The following is a 20,526-nucleotide window of genomic DNA, read 5'->3' as shown; positions in this document are numbered from 1 at the left end:
GGTGCCGGCGGGTTGAGCCGGAACGTGAGCCTGTTGAACATGTAAGGCAAAGGGAGGGGACACATGGGCGGCCACGACCGGCTGGTTGTCGACTACGCACTGCTGGGATCTTCGAAGAGCAATCTCCGGCACATCAGGAAGGTCCTGGAGGACATCAACGACCACCGTGACGATATACGCGACATCTGGGGCCACGACAGCATCGCCGGAAAGATGGACGAGTTCGTCACCAACTGGGACAACTATCGACGCGAACTGCTGGCCAGCGTCAGGGACTTGGGGAAGCACGTAGAGGGCGCGCTCAAGAGCTTCGAGAAGCAGGACCTCGACTTGAAGAACGTGACCGAGAAGAACGGGAAAAACGGGGGAAAGTAAGCGATGGGAACAGGTAGGGGCAGGCGGCGACCGGTCGACTGGCACCCGCTGGCGGAGAAGGATCCGGTCCCCGGCGATCCGGAGGACATCCGGCACGAGGTCACCAAGATGAAGGACCTCGCCAAGACCCTCCGCGACCAGGCCCGCATCCTGCGCCAGGCCGAGGACGGCGATGCGCTGCAGGGGAAGTACGCCGACAAGATCCGCGAGAAGTCCGGCGAGCTGGAGAAGCACTTCCGCGAGACGGCGGGCCGTTACGAACGCGTGGTCGGTGACCTCGGCAACTGGGCCAACGACCTGGAGGGTTTCCAGGAGCGGGCGGACGGGATCCTCAGAGCCGCAAAGCGGGCCGACGAGGAACACGCTGCCGAGGTGAAGAAGCAGGAAGCCCAGGCGGAGAAGGACGGCGACAAGAAGCCGGAAGACTCCGACCCCGACAGCCACCTGGCGTCGTACCACAAGCAGCTGAACGACGTTACCTCCGACCGCGACACCCGCGCCCAGCACTACGCCGACAACATCGGTGATGACATCTCGGACATCATCAAGGACAGCGGCTGGGAGGACTTCAAGGACTGGGTGCACGAGAACGCGGATACGATCAAAACCGTTATTGAAGTCCTGAGTTGGGCAGCGACGATCATCGGGGTCGTCGCCCTCCTCTTCACGCCGGTCGGATGGCTGGCGACTCTCATCACGGTGACCACCATCGGTCTCACGGCGCTCGTCGGCGTCGGGCACACGATGTTGGCCCTCTCCGGGGACGGGAACTGGGCGGACGTCGCCATGGACGTCTTCGCGCTGGCGACGTTGGGGGTCGGCAGCGTCGCGATGAAGGGCCTAAAGGCCGCATCAACAACCCTCAAGGCCACCACCAGGGCCGGGCGGTTCGAGCGGTACGCGAATCTGCGCAAGCTGCTCAACAAGAACGTCATGCGGTACGGCGCCGACTCGGCCCGCGGCGCGAAAGCAATCCGAGCACAACGGGCGCTGCGCCAGATCGGGTCGAAGGAGACAACGCCCGGGACGAGCCGGATGGAACGCCTGCTGACGGGCGAGGGGGAGGTCGCCAGCGCGAGCAAGTTCGCCAAGGCGATGCGGGCCGAATTCGGCGGGAATCCCGAGGTGGTGAAGGCGGCCGACGCGATGGACAAGGCAGCACTGAAGTTCAAGCTGAACTACGGGGCTGCCACCGCGGTGGACGTGGGGGACAAGCTCGGGGAAAAGGGCCCCTACGCGGACCAGTATGGCAATGCCAAGGATGTCCTGACGCGTGAAGTTGGGAGCCGCTGGTGACCACCCCTGAGTGAGATGCGGCCGACGGCAACCGGCATGGCGAAATTCGAAGCTAAATTTCTAGGGAGTGGAAGAGACAGTGGCAACAATTCCGGCGAAAAGTCCAGAGGAATCCCGGGCGATGAAATTCCTTGCTGCGTGCACATTGGTGCCGATCCTCTGCTTCGCCTTCCAGGACCTCGGCAGCAAGTACGGCGGCATGGACTGGCTCACCTACGATTACGCGGTGTGGCCGTTGATGATTTCACCTGTGCTGATGCTGGTCCTGTTTATCAGGAACCGAGAACTCATCCGTAACCCGCGGACGGGTTCCAACTTCTCCCAGACGATCAAGATCGTTGCCGGCATGTACCTGCTCTGGAACATCATCGGGGCCATCGGCTACAGCTTGCTGGCGGTGATTTCGGTGCTCTCCTCCCTGGCGATCCTGATGGGCGACCGGCAGCTGAAGAAGCGGGCGTCCGCGTGAGCACGTCCGACCTAGAGCAGCAGCCATCACCCGTTGAGGGGACCGCTCCCCGTGGCTACGAGCTCGTCCTGCCACCCGGTTGGGTCCGCATACCCCTGCGCAACGGCACAAAGGAAGCACTCGAGAAGGTCCTCTTCTCGCACATGGGGCAAGTCCCGGAGGGTATCCCCCGAGACGATGCGATGCGCTTCCGGCTGGACATGCGCCGCCAGATCGAGAAGCAGGCCCGTGCGGCCAGGAGAAACGGCGGCCTTGACCTCTACCTCCCCGTGCATCCGCGCGGGGGGATCTTTCTCATGGCCTCGTTCATCGTCGCCGAGATGCCGATCGGCCAAGACCGTTCGGCTCCTCCGCAGGCAGTGATCGCTCAACTGGCCAACGAGGACGTCCCCGGCGGAACGGCGAAGAAGGTCGAAGTGGCGGGGGCACCGGCCCTCCGCCGCTCCTACCGCTCCACTCCCGACGCGGAAAAGCTGCGCTCGGCGCCCGAGGCCGTACAGCAGACCGCTATGCCGGCCCACCGGGTCGAGTACGTGATCCCCGTCGCCGACGATCCCGGTCGCTGGATCAGCATCAACTTCTCCACACCCGGCGACGGCGACCTCGACAGTGAATTCACCGGAGTACTTGTCGAGTTGTTCGACGCGGTGGTTGGTAACTTCAAGTGGAGTTATGCATGAGTTGGCTCAACGTCAAGCACGCGATGCACCTGGGCCCTTGGATCCGAATCCCTCTCATGTGGCCGGAACCGGGCCTTGAGGGCGTCGAAGCGGCACAGTCGCCGGTGGCGTGGGCACGCACCTATGCCGAAGCCTTGTGGGCGGAATTCCCGAAGGAGAGGCCGGAACCGGGCGAAGTCGACCTGCTGGCCAACATCCTCTTGATGTACGCAGACAGGGCTCCCGCGGCCTTTCCGGGGTTCGAGGTTCTCCTGCACCTCCCGCACCCGAGGGACATACCGCTTCCGGCGTATGTCGACCTGGTCGAGATCGAGGAGGGCGAAGACCGGGAAACGGCACTGCGTGCGCTGACCCACGCGGATGCGAGCTACGCCATCGAGCCCCCCATCGTCGAGGAATTCGACTCCCCGCATCTGGGAGCCGGCTTGCGGGTGCTGCGCTACTACCAGGAGGAGGACAGCAACGAGGTCCACGTCGGCCTCCGTTATGCCTGGCGCTACGAGAAGGGCACGGAAGCCGCGGACGTCCTGATCATCCTGGCCGATCCCGACGCCGGCCGAATCCTCCGGGTCCTCGATGATATCGATGAATTCGCCCGCACCATCCGGATCAGTCCGGATGAGGAAATAGATACCTGGCAGCCATGAGCATTCCGTACGGACTCGACTTCACCGAAGAGCCAGCCCCGGAAGCGTGGCTGGCCCGTCTCCATCCTTGAGGGGAGGGGCGCTGACCGGCAGCGGCGGAAGTGGGCGAAGAAGTGCGCCGAGTTGCGCTGGGCGCTTGAGGCCGAGGGTCCTCGTGACAAGTCGCAGGTGAAGGAGCTTGCGCGCATGCTTGAGGGTCTCTCCGAGCAGTTCGGGGTCGACACGATGCCTGCCGCCTGCGGGACTGGAGACGGGTGCGCGTCCACGTGCGCCTCCTTGCCCGCGCTCGTCGTGCGCTTTCTGTGCCGCAGGTGCCGGGGCGCCGACGTGGTTGATGCGCATCAGCCGCGCCGGACTCTGGCTGCCATTGGCGTCAAGGGATCAGTTTCACCGGGGCGGTTCGCCCTCGGCCGCTGCGCCTTCGATGGCTCGCGCCACCCGCACCGCGTCCGCCGTCGCCCGTACCTCGTGCACCCGTACGGCCCAGGCACCCGCGTGGGCCGCAATCGCGGACACGGCGGCCGTCGCCGCATCCCGCTCCTGCGTCGGCGGTGGGGTGCCCTTCTCGCCGGCCAGCACCCGGCCCAGGAACCGCTTGCGCGAGGCAGCCACCAGCAGCGGTCGGCCCAGGCCGTGCAGCCGGTGTAGACGGGCCAGCAGCGCGAGGTCGTGCTCGGCCTGCTTGGCGAAGCCCAGGCCCGGGTCGACAATGATTCGCTCCGGGGCGACGCCCCCGTCGACCACGGCGTCCATCCGCTGCCGGAGCTCTGCCAGGACCTCGGCGACGACGTCCCCGTACACGGCACGGCTGTTCATGTCCTGGCTGAATCCACGCCAGTGCATCACCACGAACGGGACGCCCGCCGCGGCCACCACGGGCACCATCGAGGGGTCCGCGAGGCCGCCGCTCACGTCGTTGATCAGCCTCGCTCCGGCGGCGATCGCCCGCTCGGCGACGGAGGCGCGCATGGTGTCCACGGACACCACCACGCCCTCCGCGGCCAGGCCGCGGACCACCGGGATGACCCGGCGCAGCTCCTCGTCCTCGTCCACCCGGGAGGCTCCGGGCCGGGTCGACTCGCCGCCGACGTCCACGAGGTCGGCCCCGTCGGCGACGAGGTCCAGCCCGTGCTTGAGCGCGTCGTCGGTGTCGAACCAGTGGCCGCCGTCCGAGAACGAATCGGGTGTGACGTTTACCACGCCCATCACCGCACAGCGGTCCCACTCCGGCAGACCAGCCATCCGACCGCGCAACGTACTCATACTCGCCTTGGGAATGTACGACTCGATATACATCGTGGTGCCTCGACTCTGGCCGCCCGACGAGTTTGGACGTGACCACGATGACGTTGCGGGCCTATTCAGGGGCACGGGAGGAGTACCGAGATCAGTACCTATCTCGTCACTGCCGGCCAGCTGGGGGTGCCATCGTGTGCGGCCGTCCAAACCCTTCTGCTACCTGTTGGCCGAGGATCCGAACGTCATCCTGGTCAACGCGAGGCAGGTCACGAACCTGCCCGCCGCAAGACCGATGTCTCGGATGCGGCCTGGCTGGTCCGGCTCGGTGCCCACGGCCTGTCCGGTCCTCCTGCGCGCCTCGCCGCTCCCGTTCCGCGAGCTCCGTGACCTGACCCGGGCCCGCACCACCGTCACCCGGGTACGCTCGCGTGCGGTCCAGCGGCTGGAGCAGCTGCTGGAGGCAGCCCTGCCCACACCCACCCCGCCATGCTGCTGTTCATGGCGTCAGCACTCCTCGGAGTTCTGATCGAACATCGGATGCCCCCCGCTTGCGGCAGCGTGAGGTGAGGAGTTTCCGGGGGTGGGGATCGCCAACGGACAGTCCGTGCCCTATTCGGGGACGGCATCGACGGCCCGCGGGTGAGGTGCCTGGAACTCCCCTGTCGTGAGCGCGTGTTGTACCAGTGCCGCTGCCGTGGCCGGCAGTGTCCCCGGATTCGCCGTGAGGTGCCAGTCTCGGGGCAACGGAGTGCCAGAGAGCGCGACTTCGACCAGGCTGCCGTCTCCGAGCTCCCGGCTGACCGCGTCCCGGGAGATGAGCGTGGCCCCGAGCCCGGCGATCACCGCCTGGCGGATGGCCGCGTTGGAGCCGACTGTCAGCGTGCGGGGCGGGCGGGCCAGTTCCAGGGTGGCCAGGAACTTGTCGGTGATGTCCCTGGTCCCCGAGCCTTTCTCGCGCAGGAGCCAGGTTTGCTGGTCGGCCCACTCCAGCAGGTCGTGTTGCCCGTTGTGGTGCGCGGCCTCGGCCGAGGCGACGATGATCAGCTCATGGGGCCGGATGCCGAGCACCGTGATCTCCTTGCTCGGAGTCGGCCTGCCGCTGAGCACCAGGTCCACTTCGCGGCGGTCCAGCAGGGCGCGCACTCGTTCCCGGTTGCCCACCTCCAGCTGGATGCCGATATGGGGGTGCAGGCGGCGGAAACTGGCCAGCAGGCGTGGCAGGATCTCCTCGCCCGCCGTGGTCACGGCCGCCATGCGCAGCAGGCCCCTTTCGGGGTCGGCCTGGGCCGCTGCTGCGATGCTCGCCTCATCGAGCAGTCCGAGCATACGGCGGACGTAGTCGGCGTAGATGACACCTGCGTCGGTCAAGTCCAAGCCGCGGCCGTCCCGCCGGACCAGCTGGATGCCCAGGGAGCGTTGCAGCGCGGTGACCGACGCCGACACGGCGGACTGTGTGACGAACAACTGTTTGGCGGCTGCCTGTACGGACCCTGCCTCCACCATTGCGAGGAAGGTGCGGAGTTGCGTGAGTGTCATCGGCCTCTCCGAGCGCAGCCCATCAGAGAGCAGAGGCGATCCCGATGCCGCTCGGCCGGACATGACCGTACCGCCGTGAGACGTAGACGAGCGGCTCCGCGCCGTCTGCGCAGTTTGCCACGTGCTGGGTGCTGCCGATGACGACCAGGTGATCGGGGTAGCCGTAGACCAGGTCGACGGTGCACTCGATGGAGGACAGTGCGTCCGCCAACACGGGGGAGCCGGTGGTCCCGGAGGACCAGTGACCGTGGCGGAACCGATCGGCCTCGACGCCGCATGCGCCGGCGAACGCCTCGGCCACTGGGCGTTGCTCCCGCGACAGGATGTTTACGCAGAACCGCCTCGTACGGCCCAGTTCCCGGCCGATCCTGCTGCGTCGGCCGATACACACGACCAGGGTCGGCAGGTCGATGCCCAGTGGGCACACGGATGTTGATGTGACGCCGTACCAGTGGCCGTCGTCGTCGCTCGAGGTCACCACGGTGACGCCGCTCGCGAGATGCTGGATGCCCTGCTGGAACTCGTAGGATGTGCGTGGGTTGTCGGCGTCCTCCCGGTCCCGGATGCCGATGCCGGTGGCCGCGAGTCCAGAGACGGGGAGCGTGGGTGAGTCAACGAGCACGTGTCCTCCACAGGGCTGGTTCCGCTGGGTGGGCGCCGGGGCGCCGGAGCGCCGCTGAAGCCTCAGTGTGGCGTGGATCACCTGGCGCGGAGTACGGTGCAAACACCTAGGGACATACCTAAAGGGCTCCCCATGCCGTGGTCCCGCGGCTCAGGAGCGCGTGACCGGGTCGTCCTCCGCCGGTCGCGCCTCGGCCACCCACGCGGCGACCTGGGCGCGGGAGGAGAAGCCGAGCTTGCTGAGGATGTGCTCGACGTGGGCCTCAGCGGTGCGTCGGGCAATGACCAGTTTGGCCGCGATGTCCTTGTTGCTCAGGCCCTTCGCGATCAGCTGCGCCACTTCCAGCTCCCGGGGCGTCAGCGTGGCGGTGGCCTGGGAGCCGTTACTGGCTTGGCCCTGCTGCGGGTCGGGCTCGCCCAGCGCGAGGGCGATCGCACGCTCGAGTCCCATCGTGTTCCCGCTCCGGAACTCCGCGTCGAACCGGGAGCCAAGCGCTGTCCGCACCCCCTCCTGACACTGCTCGTGATAGCGCAGCAGCTGACGTATGCCGAACAGGGGAGCTCCGATACGCCGCCAGATGCTGTCGGCGGAGCCCAGCAGCTGGGCGGCGCGCCGGTGCTTGAGCTCCGCGTGCGCGGTCCAGGCCAGGATCTCCAGGCAGAAGGCTATCGCCCACTGTTCGTTGAACTCGCGGGCCAGCCGCAGGCTCTCCCGGCCCGATGCGGCTGCGCGCGCGCTGTCGCCCAGCTGCCAGGCGACCAGGCCGAGGTCCCACAGCATGTAGGACTTCAGCCACCGCTCGCCGTGGGAGTCGCACAGCGCCAGGGCCTCCTCACACAGTTGCGCCGCGCGGTGCAGCTCTCCCTGCAGCGCGGTGACCGCGACCAGGTAGAAGCAGGTGTCCAGGAACCCGACCTCGTTCGCGCATGCCCGGTGCTGCTCGAGCCCGGCTTCCAGGTGTGCGCGGGCTTCGGTCAGTTCGCCCACGGACATGGCGGCCATGCCGGCGAGCTGGACCGCCCAGGCCGCGGCGCCCGCGTCGCCGATCTGCTCGGCCTGTCGCCGGCATTCCTTGATCATCGGCTGGGCTGACTGGATGTCCTCCTGGATGACGCACAAATAAGCGCACACCCACAGCGCGCGAGCCCTGGCGTGCCCCGCCGTCACGTCCAGTTCCAGGAGGCGCTCGAGCCACCGCCGCCCCTCACCGGTCAGCCCGGTGGCGATCCAGAAGAACCACAGGGCGCCCGCCATCCGCAGGCCCGACTCGGCGCCGCCGGGTTCGGAGAGCGAGAACTCGAGCGCAGCGCGGATGTTGTTGTGCTCGCGCAGGACCCGGTTCAGCAGACGCTGCTGGTCCGGTCGGCACCACTCGGCGCAGGCCTGATCGACCAGGGCGGCGAAGTGGTCCCGGTGGCGGCGCTGGACCGCGGGCTCGTCGCCCGACTCGGCCAGGCGCTCCTGACCGTATTCGCGGATGGTCTCCAGCATGCGGTAGCGCACGCGCCCGTCCTGCTCCTCGGCGATGACGAGGGACTTGTCGACCAGGGCGGCCAACACGTCGAGCAGGACGATGTCGTCGATGTCGCCCCCGGCGCAGATGGCTTCGACGGCCGGGAGGTCGAACCCGCCGGAGAAGACCGACAGCCGGGCCCACAGTGTGCGCTCCTGCTCGGAGCACAGGTCGTTGCTCCAGTCGATGAGGGCACGCAACGTCTGGTGGCGGGGAAGCACGCCGGGGCTGTCCGCGGTCAGCAGCTGGTACCGGTTCTCCAGCCGCTGCAGGATCTCCTCGATCGACAGGGCGCGCAGGCGCACTGAGGTCAGCTCGATCGCCAGGGGGAGCCCGTCGAGTTGCCGGCACACCTTGACCACGGCCTCGTAGTTGTCCTCGGTCAGCGCGAAGCCCGGTTGCACGGCGGCGGCCCTGGCCAGGAAGAGGTTCACCGCCTCGTAGCGCCCCAGCGCCTCCAGCGGCGGCGGGCGGTCGCTCTCGGGCACCGACAGAGTGGGGACGTGGAAGATGTGCTCCCCGGTCAGGCCGAGCGCCTGCCTGCTGGTGGCCAGGATGCGCAGCCCGGGGGCGGCCCGCAGCACTGTGCCCGCGAGCACCGCGCAGGCGTCGCGCAGGTGCTCGCAGTTGTCGAGCACCAGCAGCATGTGCTTGGTGCTGAGGAACTCGGCGAGCGCGGATATCGGCCACCGTACGGTGCGGTCGTGGAGGCCCAGGGTGCTGGCGATCGTCTGGGTCAGCAGGGCGTGGTCCTCCAGCGCCGCCAGCTCGACGAACCACACGCCGTCGGGGAACGCGCGGTGCAGATCGGCGGCGACGCGCAAGGACAACCTGGTCTTGCCCGTGCCACCTACTCCGGTCAGGGTGACCAGCCGGGATTCGGTGAGCAGCCGTTTGATCTCGGTGACTTCCCGTCGTCGGCCGACGAAGCTGGTCAGTTGCGCGGGCAGGTTGCCCGCGCGGTGCGGTGCGGACGATGCGGGCATAGCCTCGGACGGTAACGGCGGTCACGGTCGGCGGCAAGACTTGCCGCTCAGGTGGGTTGCGACTGCTCGACGGGCAGTTCCACCGCCTCGTCGACGCGGGAGACCGGGATCTGGGCGATCTCGTGCGCCAGCCGGACCACCTGCGCGCTGGACGCGGCGAACAGGCAGAGCCAGCGACGTTGGGAGGGTACGTAGGTGCTGTGCACACAGCGCACCCATTCCCCGTCGGCTTCCCCGTCGGCACTCAGGCGCCTGCCTGCTTCGTCGAGGGCGCGCTGTGCGGCCTGCAGGTCGGGCTCGCCGACCGCGGGCAGCACCCGGTCGACGACGAAGAATCTCCGGCCCCTGTCGGTCATGGCGTCACCCACGTTCCCCCCCCAGACTGTTCATCGTGCTCAACTCCTCGGTCACTGGCTGAAGTCTGCGCATGGCGGCTTTCCTGCGGCAGGGGAGAAGTCCCCCCTGCCGTACCTACGGCGCCATCGCAGCGGGTGCGAGGCGCCGGTGCCCGGCGTAGACGTTCATCGAGCCGCCGCGGGCGAAGCCGACGAGGGTCATCCCGGCGTCCGTCGCGAGTTCGACGGCGAGCGACGAGGGCGCCGACGCCGCCGACAGCACGGGGATGCCCGCCGTCAGCGCCGTCTGCGTCAACTCGGACAATGCGCGCCCACTGACCTGGAGGATGCCGCCCGGGCGGGCAACCGGCCTTCGCGGAGTGCCCAGCCGACCACCTTGTCCACGGCGTTGTGCCTGCCGACGTCCTCGCGCAGGCACAGCAGCTCGCCGTCCGCGGTGAACAATCCCGCGGCGTGCAGATCGCCGGTCCGCTCGAACACGGACTGGCCCGCCCGCAAGGAATCCGGCAAGGACGTCGGGGCGGGCCACCTGTCCTGGTCGGTTACGCGGACGACGCGGTGCCGCTGGGTGATCCGGCCCATCCGGACTGCCTCCTCACCGCGGTCACGGTGTTGGCCAGCAGCATGGCGATGGTCATCGGGCCCACGCCGCCCGGGACGGGGGTGATGGCACCCGCGACCTTGCGGACCGTCTCGAAGTCGACGTCGCCGCACAGCCCGTCCTCTCCCCGGTGGATCCCCACGTCGATCACCGTGGCGCCCGGCTTGACGGCATCGGCGCCGATGAGTCGGGGTACGCCGGCCGCGGCGACGAGGATGTCGGCGCGGCGGCAGACCGCGGCCAGGTCACTGGTGCGGGAGTGGCACACGGTGACCGTGGCATCCCGCTGCAGCAGAAGCTGCGCCAAGGGTTGGCCCACCAGCGGCGAACGTCCGACAACGACCGCCTCGGCGCCGGCGATGGGGATCTCCGCGGCGTCGAGCAGCTCGATCACCCCGGACGGGGTGCACGGACGCAGCCCGGGGTGTCCGGTGGCCAGTCGTCCCACGCTGACCTCGGTGAGTCCGTCCACGTCCTTGTCCGGGTGGATCCGGTGGATGAGCGCCTGCGCGTCGAGGTGGCCGGGCAGCGGCAACTGCAGCAGGATGCCCGACGCCGCGGGGTCGGCGTTGAGGCCGGAGATCACGTCGACCAGTTCCTCCTGTGTGGTGTCACCCGGCAGATGCCGGTGGAGGTCGCGGATCCCCGCCTGCACGCACTGCTTGCGTTTGCTGCTCACGTAGACGGCCGAAGCCGGGTCGTCGCCGACCAGGACGGTGGCCAGTCCCGGCGGCGTCGGGAGGGCCGCCACCTCACGGGCGACCCGCTCCCGGACGGCCCTGGCGATCTTCGCTCCGTCGATCACCCTCGCGTTCATCCGACCTCCTGTGCTCGCGGCTTCTCTGGACAGCCCGTGGACACCTCGATACTATCCACTTCGAGTGAACAAAGTCTCATCTCACGAAACATAGGGGCCGGTTACAGCGGACAGGTGGAGGAGGACCATATGGCAGCACGAGTTGCCGTCGTCGGCGCCGGGCCATGCGGCCTCGCGCAGTTGCACGCCTTCGAGGAAGCGCGGGCGCAGGGTGCTGACGTACCGGAGATCGTCTGTTTCGAGAAGCAGAGCGACTGGGGAGGGTTGTGGAACTACACCTGGCGCACCGGTCTTGACGAGCACGGGGATCCGGTACACGGGAGCATGTACCGCTACCTGTGGTCGAACGGGCCGAAGGAGTGTCTCGAGTTCGCCGACTACACCTTCGACGAGCACTTCGGCAAGGCGATCCCGTCGTTCCCGCCCCGGGAAGTGCTCTACGACTACATCACCGGCCGCGCGAAGAAGAACAACGTGCGCCGGTTCATCCAGTTCAACACGGCCGTGCGTAGGATCTCCCACGACGACGCGAGGCGGAAGTTCTCGGTGACCGTGGAGAACCGGGAGGACCGCACGACGCGGACCGAGGAGTTCGACTACGTCATCGTCGCAACCGGACACTTCTCGACCCCGAACATGCCCTCCTACGAGGGATTCGACCAGTTCCCCGGGCGCATCCTGCACTCCCATGACTTCCGGGACGCACAGGAGTTCGCGGGCAAGGACCTCCTGGTAATCGGCAGCAGTTACTCGGCGGAGGACATCGCGCTGCAGGCCAGGAAGTACGGTGCCGACTCGGTCACCATCTCCTATCGCAGCAAGCCCATGGGCTTCTCGTGGCCGGAGGGGATCAAGGAGGTGCCGCTGCTGGACCGGGTCGAAGGCAGCACCGCCCACTTCGTCGACGGAACGAGCAAGCGGGTCGACGCGATCGTGCTCTGCACCGGCTACCAGCACTCGCTGGGCTTCATCGCCGACGACCTCCGCCTCCGCACGAACAACGTGCTGTACACGGAGAACCTCTACAAGGGCATCTTCTGGATCGACAACCCGAGGATGATGTACCTCGGGATGCAGGACCAGTACTACACCTTCACCATGTTCGACGGTCAGGTCTGGTATGCGCGCGACCACGTGCTCGGTCGGATCTCGCTGCCGTCGCGGCAGGAGATGGCCGCCGACATCGAGCAGTGGCGGAGCAAGCTCGCCGCCTGCGACGGTCCGATCGACGAGATCGACTTCCAGGCCGAATACATGGCCGATCTGTACAAGGAGGTCGACTACCCCAGCTTCGACCTCGGCCTGACCCGGGAGCACTTCCGCGCCTGGGAGCACCACAAGGAAGAGAGCATCACCGGCTACCGCGACCGCTCCTTCTCCTCGCCGTGCACCGGCACCGTGGCCCCCCTGCACCACACCGAGTGGTGGAAGGAGCTCGACGACTCGATGAAGACTTTCCTGTCCGACCACAAGCACGCGTGACCACCTGCTCGGGCGGGGTCCGGCGACGGACCCCGCCCGAGTCGTGCGTTCAGGAGCCAACGGCGCAGGAGGACGCCCGGTCGACGAGATGCCGAACACCGCACGCCGGAGGCCACAGCGGCGGCCATGAGGTCGTACTCCCGGCGCACCGACGGCCGGGAGTCGTCGGCGGCCGACTCGTAGGAGCCCAGGGACACGACGAGGTCGTAGGCCCGCGGATCGGGGAGTATCGGCCGGCGGGCGTCGACGAGGTGGATGCGTGCGCCCCGCTGGACGAGGCGTTCTCCCACGTACCCGGGCGGGCAGTCCGGTTGATGCTGTACGACCAGGACCTGGCCGGTGCGCCCCGGCCAGGTCTGTGGTGCGTCGGGCATCGCGGCCACCGTCAGCTCCAGGGGAACGGGGAGTTGCTGGTGGGGTGCAGCTTTCCGGTGGTGTAGCGGGAGAACCGGAACGGCTCGAGCAGCGCCTGCGGCGTGCCGGTGAGCTCCTCGGCCACCAGCGCGCCCACCCCGAGCATCTTGTAGCCGTGATTGGCGTCGGCGATCACATAGGCGTTCTGGCGGAAGGTGTCGAACACCGGGAAGCTGTCGGGCGTGAACGCGCCCACCCCGCCGGAGGGTTCGCGCCGGTAGAGCGATCGCTTGCCCTCGAAGCGCTTGTGGCAGTGGGCGAGCGCGGAGGTCCACATCCGGATGAAGTCCTCGCCGACGGCGAACTCCGGGCTCTCGGGGCCATAGGGGTCGACGGCTATCTCGGCGGCGGGCCGGTCGAGTCGCTGCGGCGACGCGCCGCCCTGTACGCCGCCGAAGGAGAAGTCGGGCTTGTAGTAGACGCCCCACATCCGGTCGGTGATGAGGCTTCCGTCGACGTCGTCGACGAGCGGCTCGCTGGAGTCGATGTGCACGACCGGGGGCAGGTCGCCGTTGTTGTCGGTGAACTCCTGCGGATCCACGTCGAGCGTGCCCTCCTGGAGGGCCCAGTAGGTCCACATCGGAACGTCCTGCCGAACGGTCCCGTCGGGCAGGGTGACCGGGACGTGGCTGGGCAGGTCGAGCATCGCCCAGATGTCCCGCACCCACGGACCCACGGCGACGACGAGATGCTCGCAGGCGATGTCGCCGGTGTCGGTCTGCACCGCTGTGACCGCGCCGCCGTCGATCGACAGGCCGGTCACCGTCACCGGGGTCCGGATGGTCACTCCCTCGGCGCGGGCCTTGGCCGCGAGGCCCTGCATGGAGGCGATGTTGTTGGCGTAGCCGCCGCGCTTCTCGTGCAGCACCACGGAAACCCCGGGCGCCTGCCAGTCGGCGAACACGCCGGTCAGGTACTTGCGGCAGGCGTCGGGGCCGTCGATCAGTTCGGAGGTGTAGCCGATCGCCTGTTGTTCGGCGTAGATCTGCCCCACGTCGGCCCGCATCGCCTCCGGGGCGATCTGCAGATAGCCGACCGGGTGGTAGGAGAAGGCCTCCGGATCCGATTCCCAGACGTCGACCGAATGGGCCATCAGTTCGCGCATGGCGGGCTGGAAGTAGTTGTTGCGGATGACGCCGCAGGCGACGCCCGACGCGCCGGCGGCTATGCCTGTCTTGTCGATGACGAGGATGTCCTCGCCGCTGCCCCGTCCTGTGGCCTTCAAGCGCCGGGCGAGGTGCCACGCCGTGGACAGTCCATGGATGCCGGCACCGATGATCACGAACTTCGCCTGCTGCTGGGTCACGCTGCTCACCTCTGAGGTTGCGTGGAATTTCCCTAACGAATTTCCCTGACGGAGATTCAATCTCCATATTGGATTTTAGTGCGTGACGGTGATCAGGGCTAGCCCCTGACGGGTGTCCATGCCTGCCAAGCGCATGCTGTCTCCGGCTGAGTTGAGGCAATGCCCGGCACGGGGCAAGCTCCCCTGTGGCTGCCGACCGACGGCTGCAGCGGGAGCGTGGGGGCGGATAGTATTGCCCTCTAGGCAATTGAATTTACGCAAAGGAGTCGCGATGGCGAGGACAGGGAAACCAGCCGTTCGGCAGGTCGAGTCGGTGCAACGGGCCATCGCGGTGCTGGACGTGCTCGCCGAGGCACGCGGTGATCTCGGCACCAACGAGATCGCCCGTCGCACCGGGTTGAACGTCAGCACGGTGTCCCGGTTGCTGTCCACCCTCGTGGAGGGCGGGCTCGTCCAACATCTCCCCACCAGCGGCCGGTACCGGCTCGGCATCCGGATCCTGCAACTGGCCGGCGCGGCCCGCGAGAACCTGGACCTCCGGGCGCTCACGCGGCCGTATCTGGAGGAGCTGACCGAACTGACCGGCGAGACGGCGACCCTGTCGATGCCCGGCGAACACGACGTCCTGACGGTCGATTACGCGCAGAGCGGCGCGTCGGTCCGCAGCGTGGCGGCCATCGGGCGCAACAGCGTCGCCCACGCCACGGCGGTGGGGAAGGTCTTCTTGGCCTGGGGAGGCAGGCTGCCCGACGGGGAGCTCACGGCCTACACCGACCGCACCATCACCGACCGGGCCGACCTCGAGCAGGAGCTCGAGCACGTCCGCACCCAGGGATGGGCCCAGAGCCTCGGCGAGCGCGAGCCGGAGTTGAACGCCGTGGCGGCCCCGGCTCTGGACTCCGCGGGGCGCCTGGTGGCGATCATCGGCGTGCAGGGTCCCGCCGCCCGCTTCACCCCCCGAGCCATGCGCGCCGCGGCGAGCCCGGTGCGGGAACGCGCGACCCTCATCGGGCGGAGTGCGTGAGTGCGCGTGGCCGTATGCGAACACGGCCACGCGCACTCACGAATCCTGCCATTGCCGCGTCAGCCGGGGTTTGCCCGGTAGAAGCGAGGTGACCTGGTGCGGTCAGCTGCAAGGCGCCGGATCGGCCTCGTAGTGGGCCTACTCGGTCGATCGGGCATCGCAGCAGATGGCCGTGCCAGGGCGGCGAGCGGGGCCATCCCTGGCTGACGCGGCACTAGCTCCGCGGACGGAGCTTCTCCGGGTCGTAGAAGGGGAAGCGCACGACCTGGGCGGGGATCCGCTTGCGGTGACCGTCGAGCTTGCCCACATCCACCTCGGTGCCCGGCTCGGCGTGCTGGACCGCGATCCGGCACAGGGCGATGTTCTTGCGCAGGATGGGGGAGCGGGTGGCGCTGGTGACAACGCCCACCTGCGACCGTCCGACGTGGACGCAGTCGCCGTGGGCCGCCGGTTCGTTGCCCGCGAGTTCCAGGCCCACCAGTGTCCGCTGCGGATGCGCCTTGCGGGACAGCAGCGCCTCTCGGCCGACGAAGTCGTCCTCCTTGGTCTTGAGCGGCACGGTGAATCCGATGCCCGCCTCGAACGGGTCGGTCTGGTCGCAGAAGTCGTAGCCGGCGAACACCAGCCCCGCCTCGATCCGCAGCATGTCGAGCGCGTCCAGGCCGAGCGGCAGCATGCCGTAGGGCCTGCCCGCCTCCCACACAGCGTCCCAGAGGGCGGGGGCGTGCTGGGGGTGCACCCACAGTTCGTACCCGAGCTCACCCGAGTAGCCGGTTCGGGAGATCATCAGCGGGATGCCGTTGTGGTCGCCGATCCGGCCGATCGCGAACCGGAACCAGGTCAGGTCGGTGAAGTCCGGCTGGGTGGGCGGGGTCCAGATGAGCTCGCTCAGCAGTTCCCGGCTCGCCGGTCCCTGCACGGCGATGTTGTGCAACTGATCGGTGGAGTCCTTCACCCATACGCGGTCCAGGCCGAGACGGTCGGCCTGCCGGCGCAACCAGATGCCGTCGTACTCGTCACCGCCGACGAACCGGAAGTTCGTGTCGCCGAGGCGGAAGACCGTGCAGTCGTCGATCATGCCGCCGGTCTCGTTGCACATCGCCGAGTAGACGACTTGGCCGTGCGAAAGCTTGCGGACATTCCGGGTGACGGTGGCCTGCAGCAAGGCCTCCGCGTCCGGCCCGAGGACCTCGAACTTGCGCAGCGGGGAGAGGTCCATCACCGCCGCGCGTTCCCGGCACGCCCAGTACTCGTCGAGCGCACCGCGGTTGTCGAAACTGGACGGAAGCCAGTAGCCCCGGTACTCGGTGAGCTGCTTGGTCAGTGCCGAGATCCTCGGATGGAACCCGGTCTCTTTGGTCAGTTTCGCCTCGGAGTCCGGAGTGACCCGGTGGGAGATGGCCATGGAAAACTTCCGTTTCGCATCGTAGACACGGACGTGAACGTCAGTGGGCACCCAGGCATTCGACGGATCGACATCGTCTGGGCATGCCGAGGAGGCGCAGACCAGGTCGGTCAGCGCTCGCATAAGCACGTAGTCCCCGGGCCGCGACCACGGCTCGTCGAAGACCAGGAGGTTCGCGTCGTCGAATGCGGTGTTGTAGAAGAGGTTCAGCGCCGGCCACCCGCGTCTGCGGGCGATGCCGTACCCCTCGAGCTGGGCGTTGAAGTTGTCCGTGCAGTTGACGTGTCCCGGGTAGCCGAGATCCTCGTAGTACTTGGCGTTGCAGGCCAGGCCGAACGTGTCATGCCTGCCCACCGTGTCACGGACGATCTCGACCAGCGGCTGGGCATCCTGATCGTAGAACTTCCCGTGGAGACCCGGCTGCGGGTAGGCGTTGCCCATGAAGTAGCGCGTCGTGGTCGCGTCGAGACCCCGTTCGATGCCCGCGTCGAGACGGCGCTCGTGGAAGGCGAGGAAGTCCGAGCACTGCCGCCCCTCCACGTCGATGATCTGAATGAACTGCCCCTCCTTCACTTGGTAGCTACGAGCGGTCGCGGCATCGATCCGCAGATCCAGGATCGGTTCGGCGAGCGGCTCCGGCAGGGTCGGCTCCGCCCGCGGGCTCGGCTCGGCACGGCGGACCTCGACCAGCAATTCGGACGGGGGATTGGCTGATTCGTCCGTCACCGACATGGCGCGGGCCGGGGCGGCGACCAGCACGTGGACCTGCTCCTCGGCGGTGAAGGTCTCCCGGGCCCCCGCGGGTGACCATTCGCCGAACAGGCGGACGGCCGTGGCGTCGGACGGGGCGATCCCGTGGGCGGTGAACAGGGCGAGCACGCTTGACCCGGCCTCGCTGGGCTGGGCGGCCAGGGATCGCACCAGGCTGGCGGGGGCATCGGCCGACACGCCGAGCGCGGCCGCGGTACGGCAGCGCGTGCCGATCGCGGACAGCTCCGCAGTCTGCCTGCCCGCGCGGTCGATCACGGTGATCCGGTCGCCGGGCCACAACGGGACGGCCGTGATGCCACCGGGACGCACCCAGTAGGTCTCCAGCCCTGGTTCCCGGGGGATCAGCCCGGGCAGCACCAGTCTCGGTGGGGTGCCGATCGCCGTCATTGCCTTTCCTCCCAACGAATACGGCCTGCCGGCCGGATGTGCGGTCCGGGAAACGGGGAAGTGACGGATGCTCAGAGGCGGGTGCCTCAGAGCTTCTTGACGAACGTGCGCGCGTGGTACAGGGCCAGGGCGGGCAGGCCGAGGAAGAGCACGACGGCCAGGATGAGGCCGGGCCATCCCCACGCGAAGAACTCGATCATCGGTGTGCCTCCAACAGTCCGGTCTGGGCCATCCGGGTCCGGCCGAAGTCGTTGATGCCGAACTTGACCAGCAGCCGCTCCTCGCCGAACGACTTGTCCGGGTCGACGGTGCTGTCCAGTTCGTCGAGCAGTCCGCTGGAGAACAGGTCGGTCAGGGTGAGCCGCACCGTGCCGTACCAGTACCTGCCAGACAGGCCGTACGCACGCAGGACCTCGGCGGTGATGTCGTAGTCCCACTGCGGTCCGTTGCGTTCGATGAGCTGCAGGATGTAGCCCTTGATGTGCACGTCAGGCATCGTTGCTCCGTTCGGCCACGACCACGTTCTGCTGCGCGTGCCGAGTGGGCACGGCGCGGACGATTTCCAGGATTCCGCGTCGTTCGGTGAACAGGATGAAACTGCCCGCTACGGCGATGGCGGCACCGATCACGAACTCCGTCCCCGGCCATTCGTGGGTGAACGCGAACAGCCACAGCAGGGCGAGCGGACCGTAGAGCGCAGCGATCGCCTGACCGCGGCCGACCCCGATGAGCGGGAAGGACTTGTACCAGGACACGTAACAGAAGGCGAAGGTCACGCCCATCAGCACCAGCATCAGCCAGACCGCGGGGCTGGTCAGCGCCGTGCCGAGGGCGGTCAAGAAGGCGTCTCCGGCCAGCACTGCCGTGACGGGAACGGCGATCAGCAGCCACAACCCGACCTCGAAGGTGAAGCGCAGGGTCAGGCCGACGTCCGGATCGCTGACGTCCAGTGCCCTGCCCGCGATCGCGCCCTCCAGGCCCCAGCCGATGAACGTGGCCGCTCCGGCCAGGTAGCCGATCCACCCGCCGGTCCCGGTGCCGGTCAGTTCGCCGGTCAGGCCGGGCATGAAGATCACCGCGCCGCCGGCCACGATCACGACGATCCCGACCGCGGCGCGGGGCGTGATCCGCTCGTGGTACCAGACGCGGGCCATGAGCGCCCCGACGATCGGGTAGAGCAGCCCCGCGACCGCTGCGAACTGGGCGCCGACATAGACGATCGCGACGTAGGAGCCAAAGACGGCCAGCCCGCCCGCCAACCCGGCCGGCAGGTACCACCGGGAGATCCGCGTCTGCCGCAGGGTGCGGACGTAGTCGCGTCCCTTGCCCAGCACACCGACCCACACGAACATCGCGGCCAGCACCGCGAGCCCGTTGAGGAAGGCCACCACCGTCGAGGCGAGCAGGAGTTCGGTGGTGGAGTCGACGAGGCCGACGAACGGTGCCTCAGAGTAGATCGCGTACCCGGGTACGTACCACGCACCCCAGAGCACCGCGCACCACAGTGCCCAGATGAACCCCCAACGGACCTGGCGGTTCCGGTACTCGGTGCGGAGGCGTTCTGTCTTTTGAGCATCCAGCATGGCCACTCCTCACGGACATCGCCTTCACGCGAAGGCGTCCTGGGTGCGGGGTATGTCCGGCATTGGTCGAACGGTGGATGTGTGACCTAGAGCATGCTTCCTTCGCGCCGAGGTGTAAACCCCTGTGGTGAAACATTGTTGCACTGCTTTCAACATCGTCATGTTGCGGGGCGTCAGTCGGCGCCGGTGCGTGCCAGTTGAGCGTCCGCGGTACGGAGTTCGTGAGTGCGCGGTCAGGCTGCCGGCCTGACTTCGTCAGGCCGGCGACCTCACCAGGCCGGGGTAGAGCGGGTGTTTCTCAGCCAGTGCGGTCACACGGGCCTTGAGCGCCTCGGCGTCGTACGACGGCTTGAGCGCCTCGGCGATGATGTCCGCGACCTCGCGGAAGTCCTCCGCCTGGAAACCGCGGGTGGCCAGCGCCGGGGTGCCGATCCGCAGGCCCGAGGTCACCATCGGCGGCCGCGGGTCGTTCGGGATGGCGTTGCGGTTGACCGTGATGCCGACCTCGTGGAGGCGGTCCTCGGCCTGCCGGCCGTCCAGTTCGGAGTTGCGCAGGTCCACCAGGACCAGGTGGACCTCGGTGCCGCCGGTGAGGACGGAGACGCCGGTCTCGGCCACGTCATCGGCGAGCAGCCGGCCCGCGAGGATGCGGGCGCCGTCGAGGGTGCGCTGCTGGCGCTCCTTGAACTCCTCGCTCGCCGCGACCTTGAAGGCCACCGCCTTCGCCGCGATGACGTGCTCCAGCGGGCCGCCCTGCTGACCGGGGAAGACCGCCGAGTTGATCTTCTTCGCCAGCTCGGCCGTGGACAGGATCACACCGCCGCGCGGGCCGCCCAGTGTCTTGTGCGTGGTGGTGGTGACGATGTGGGCGTGCGGCACCGGGTTGGGGTGCAGGCCGGCGGCCACCAGGCCGGCGAAGTGCGCCATGTCGACCATGAGGTACGCGCCGACCTCGGCCGCGATCCGGCGGAACTCGGCGAAGTCCAGCCGGCGGGGGTACGCCGACCAGCCGGCGAC

At 68.1% G+C, this 20,526-nt stretch carries 17 protein-coding genes and 3 pseudogenes; 8 read left to right on the top strand and 12 right to left on the bottom strand.

From position 1 onward, the window contains the following. Positions 1 to 63 precede the first annotated feature (63 nt). From ACY34J_RS27140 to ACY34J_RS27120, 5 genes are all read left to right on the top strand, one after another. Positions 64 to 375: a hypothetical protein gene (locus ACY34J_RS27140; RefSeq protein ID WP_462729266.1), complete on the top strand. Its 312-nt coding sequence runs from the start codon at positions 64 to 66 to the stop codon at positions 373 to 375. A gap of 3 nt (positions 376 to 378) precedes the next feature. Continuing rightward, a complete protein-coding gene (locus ACY34J_RS27135; protein ID WP_462729267.1) occupies positions 379 to 1,671 on the top strand; it encodes a putative T7SS-secreted protein in 1,293 nt (430 codons plus the stop codon). 67 nt (positions 1,672 to 1,738) lie between these two features. Further along, positions 1,739 to 2,140, top strand: a complete 402-nt coding sequence (locus ACY34J_RS27130; RefSeq protein ID WP_462729268.1) for a hypothetical protein — start codon at positions 1,739 to 1,741, stop codon at positions 2,138 to 2,140. Then, positions 2,137 to 2,820: a hypothetical protein gene (locus ACY34J_RS27125; RefSeq protein ID WP_462729269.1), complete on the top strand. Its 684-nt coding sequence runs from the start codon at positions 2,137 to 2,139 to the stop codon at positions 2,818 to 2,820. Before ACY34J_RS27130 ends, ACY34J_RS27125 begins: the two co-directional genes overlap by 4 nt. Beyond that, a complete protein-coding gene (locus ACY34J_RS27120) occupies positions 2,817 to 3,467 on the top strand; it encodes a hypothetical protein (protein WP_462729270.1) in 651 nt (216 codons plus the stop codon). Before ACY34J_RS27125 ends, ACY34J_RS27120 begins: the two co-directional genes overlap by 4 nt. Positions 3,468 to 3,854: 387 nt before the next feature. Here ACY34J_RS27120 and folP read toward each other — a convergent pair whose 3' ends face one another. Beyond that, the gene (folP, locus tag ACY34J_RS27115) at positions 3,855 to 4,730 is read right to left on the bottom strand and encodes a dihydropteroate synthase (protein ID WP_462729271.1); all 876 of its coding nucleotides are present in this window, start codon (positions 4,728 to 4,730) and stop codon (positions 3,855 to 3,857) included. Positions 4,731 to 4,911: 181 nt separating this feature from the next. On the opposite strand from folP, the pseudogene ACY34J_RS27110 reads away from it, so the two are divergent. Next, a pseudogene (locus ACY34J_RS27110) lies at positions 4,912 to 5,172 on the top strand (IS110 family transposase); the annotation flags it as partial. Between the two features lie 143 nt (positions 5,173 to 5,315). Here the strand turns inward: ACY34J_RS27110 and ACY34J_RS27105 are convergent. From ACY34J_RS27105 to folD, 6 genes and pseudogenes are all read right to left on the bottom strand, one after another. Next, a complete protein-coding gene (locus tag ACY34J_RS27105; RefSeq protein WP_462729272.1) occupies positions 5,316 to 6,242 on the bottom strand; it encodes a LysR substrate-binding domain-containing protein in 927 nt (308 codons plus the stop codon). Between the two features lie 22 nt (positions 6,243 to 6,264). Beyond that, positions 6,265 to 6,864 carry a flavin reductase family protein gene (locus tag ACY34J_RS27100; protein ID WP_462729273.1) on the bottom strand — a complete coding sequence of 200 codons (600 nt, stop codon included), beginning with the start codon at positions 6,862 to 6,864 and terminating at the stop codon, positions 6,265 to 6,267. Positions 6,865 to 7,014: 150 nt separating this feature from the next. Next, the gene (locus tag ACY34J_RS27095; RefSeq protein ID WP_462729274.1) at positions 7,015 to 9,363 is read right to left on the bottom strand and encodes an ATP-binding protein; all 2,349 of its coding nucleotides are present in this window, start codon (positions 9,361 to 9,363) and stop codon (positions 7,015 to 7,017) included. Positions 9,364 to 9,410: 47 nt separating this feature from the next. Further along, positions 9,411 to 9,719: a nickel-binding protein gene (locus ACY34J_RS27090; protein ID WP_462729275.1), complete on the bottom strand. Its 309-nt coding sequence runs from the start codon at positions 9,717 to 9,719 to the stop codon at positions 9,411 to 9,413. 115 nt (positions 9,720 to 9,834) lie between these two features. Then, positions 9,835 to 10,232: pseudogene (locus tag ACY34J_RS27085) on the bottom strand (formate dehydrogenase accessory sulfurtransferase FdhD); the annotation flags it as partial. Between the two features lie 29 nt (positions 10,233 to 10,261). Continuing rightward, the gene (folD, locus tag ACY34J_RS27080) at positions 10,262 to 11,137 is read right to left on the bottom strand and encodes a bifunctional methylenetetrahydrofolate dehydrogenase/methenyltetrahydrofolate cyclohydrolase FolD (protein ID WP_462729276.1); all 876 of its coding nucleotides are present in this window, start codon (positions 11,135 to 11,137) and stop codon (positions 10,262 to 10,264) included. Positions 11,138 to 11,266: 129 nt separating this feature from the next. On the opposite strand from folD, the gene ACY34J_RS27075 reads away from it, so the two are divergent. Then, positions 11,267 to 12,619, top strand: a complete 1,353-nt coding sequence (locus tag ACY34J_RS27075) for an NAD(P)-binding domain-containing protein (protein ID WP_462729277.1) — start codon at positions 11,267 to 11,269, stop codon at positions 12,617 to 12,619. 385 nt (positions 12,620 to 13,004) lie between these two features. Here ACY34J_RS27075 and ACY34J_RS27070 read toward each other — a convergent pair whose 3' ends face one another. Next, positions 13,005 to 14,339: an NAD(P)/FAD-dependent oxidoreductase gene (locus ACY34J_RS27070; protein WP_462729278.1), complete on the bottom strand. Its 1,335-nt coding sequence runs from the start codon at positions 14,337 to 14,339 to the stop codon at positions 13,005 to 13,007. A gap of 271 nt (positions 14,340 to 14,610) precedes the next feature. On the opposite strand from ACY34J_RS27070, the gene ACY34J_RS27065 reads away from it, so the two are divergent. Further along, complete coding sequence (locus ACY34J_RS27065) at positions 14,611 to 15,363, top strand: IclR family transcriptional regulator (protein ID WP_462729279.1); 753 nt, start codon at positions 14,611 to 14,613, stop codon at positions 15,361 to 15,363. A 214-nt stretch (positions 15,364 to 15,577) separates the two neighbouring features. On the opposite strand, the gene ACY34J_RS27060 is transcribed toward ACY34J_RS27065, so the two are convergent. From ACY34J_RS27060 to ACY34J_RS27045, 4 genes and pseudogenes are all read right to left on the bottom strand, one after another. Next, the gene (locus tag ACY34J_RS27060; RefSeq protein ID WP_462729280.1) at positions 15,578 to 17,926 is read right to left on the bottom strand and encodes a DUF1989 domain-containing protein; all 2,349 of its coding nucleotides are present in this window, start codon (positions 17,924 to 17,926) and stop codon (positions 15,578 to 15,580) included. A gap of 196 nt (positions 17,927 to 18,122) precedes the next feature. Beyond that, positions 18,123 to 18,422 (bottom strand): hypothetical protein, encoded by a 300-nt coding sequence (locus ACY34J_RS27055; protein WP_462729281.1) that lies wholly within the window; start codon positions 18,420 to 18,422, stop codon positions 18,123 to 18,125. Beyond that, positions 18,415 to 19,509: a DMT family transporter gene (locus tag ACY34J_RS27050; protein WP_462729282.1), complete on the bottom strand. Its 1,095-nt coding sequence runs from the start codon at positions 19,507 to 19,509 to the stop codon at positions 18,415 to 18,417. Before ACY34J_RS27050 ends, ACY34J_RS27055 begins: the two co-directional genes overlap by 8 nt. 255 nt (positions 19,510 to 19,764) lie before the next feature. Then, a pseudogene (locus tag ACY34J_RS27045) lies at positions 19,765 to 20,526 on the bottom strand (serine hydroxymethyltransferase); the annotation flags it as partial.

The sequence above is a fragment of the Streptomyces sp. HSS9-12 genome, from assembly GCF_054963655.1.
Note: the sequence above shows the minus strand (reverse complement) of the source record. Positions and strands in the feature narration are given on the sequence as shown.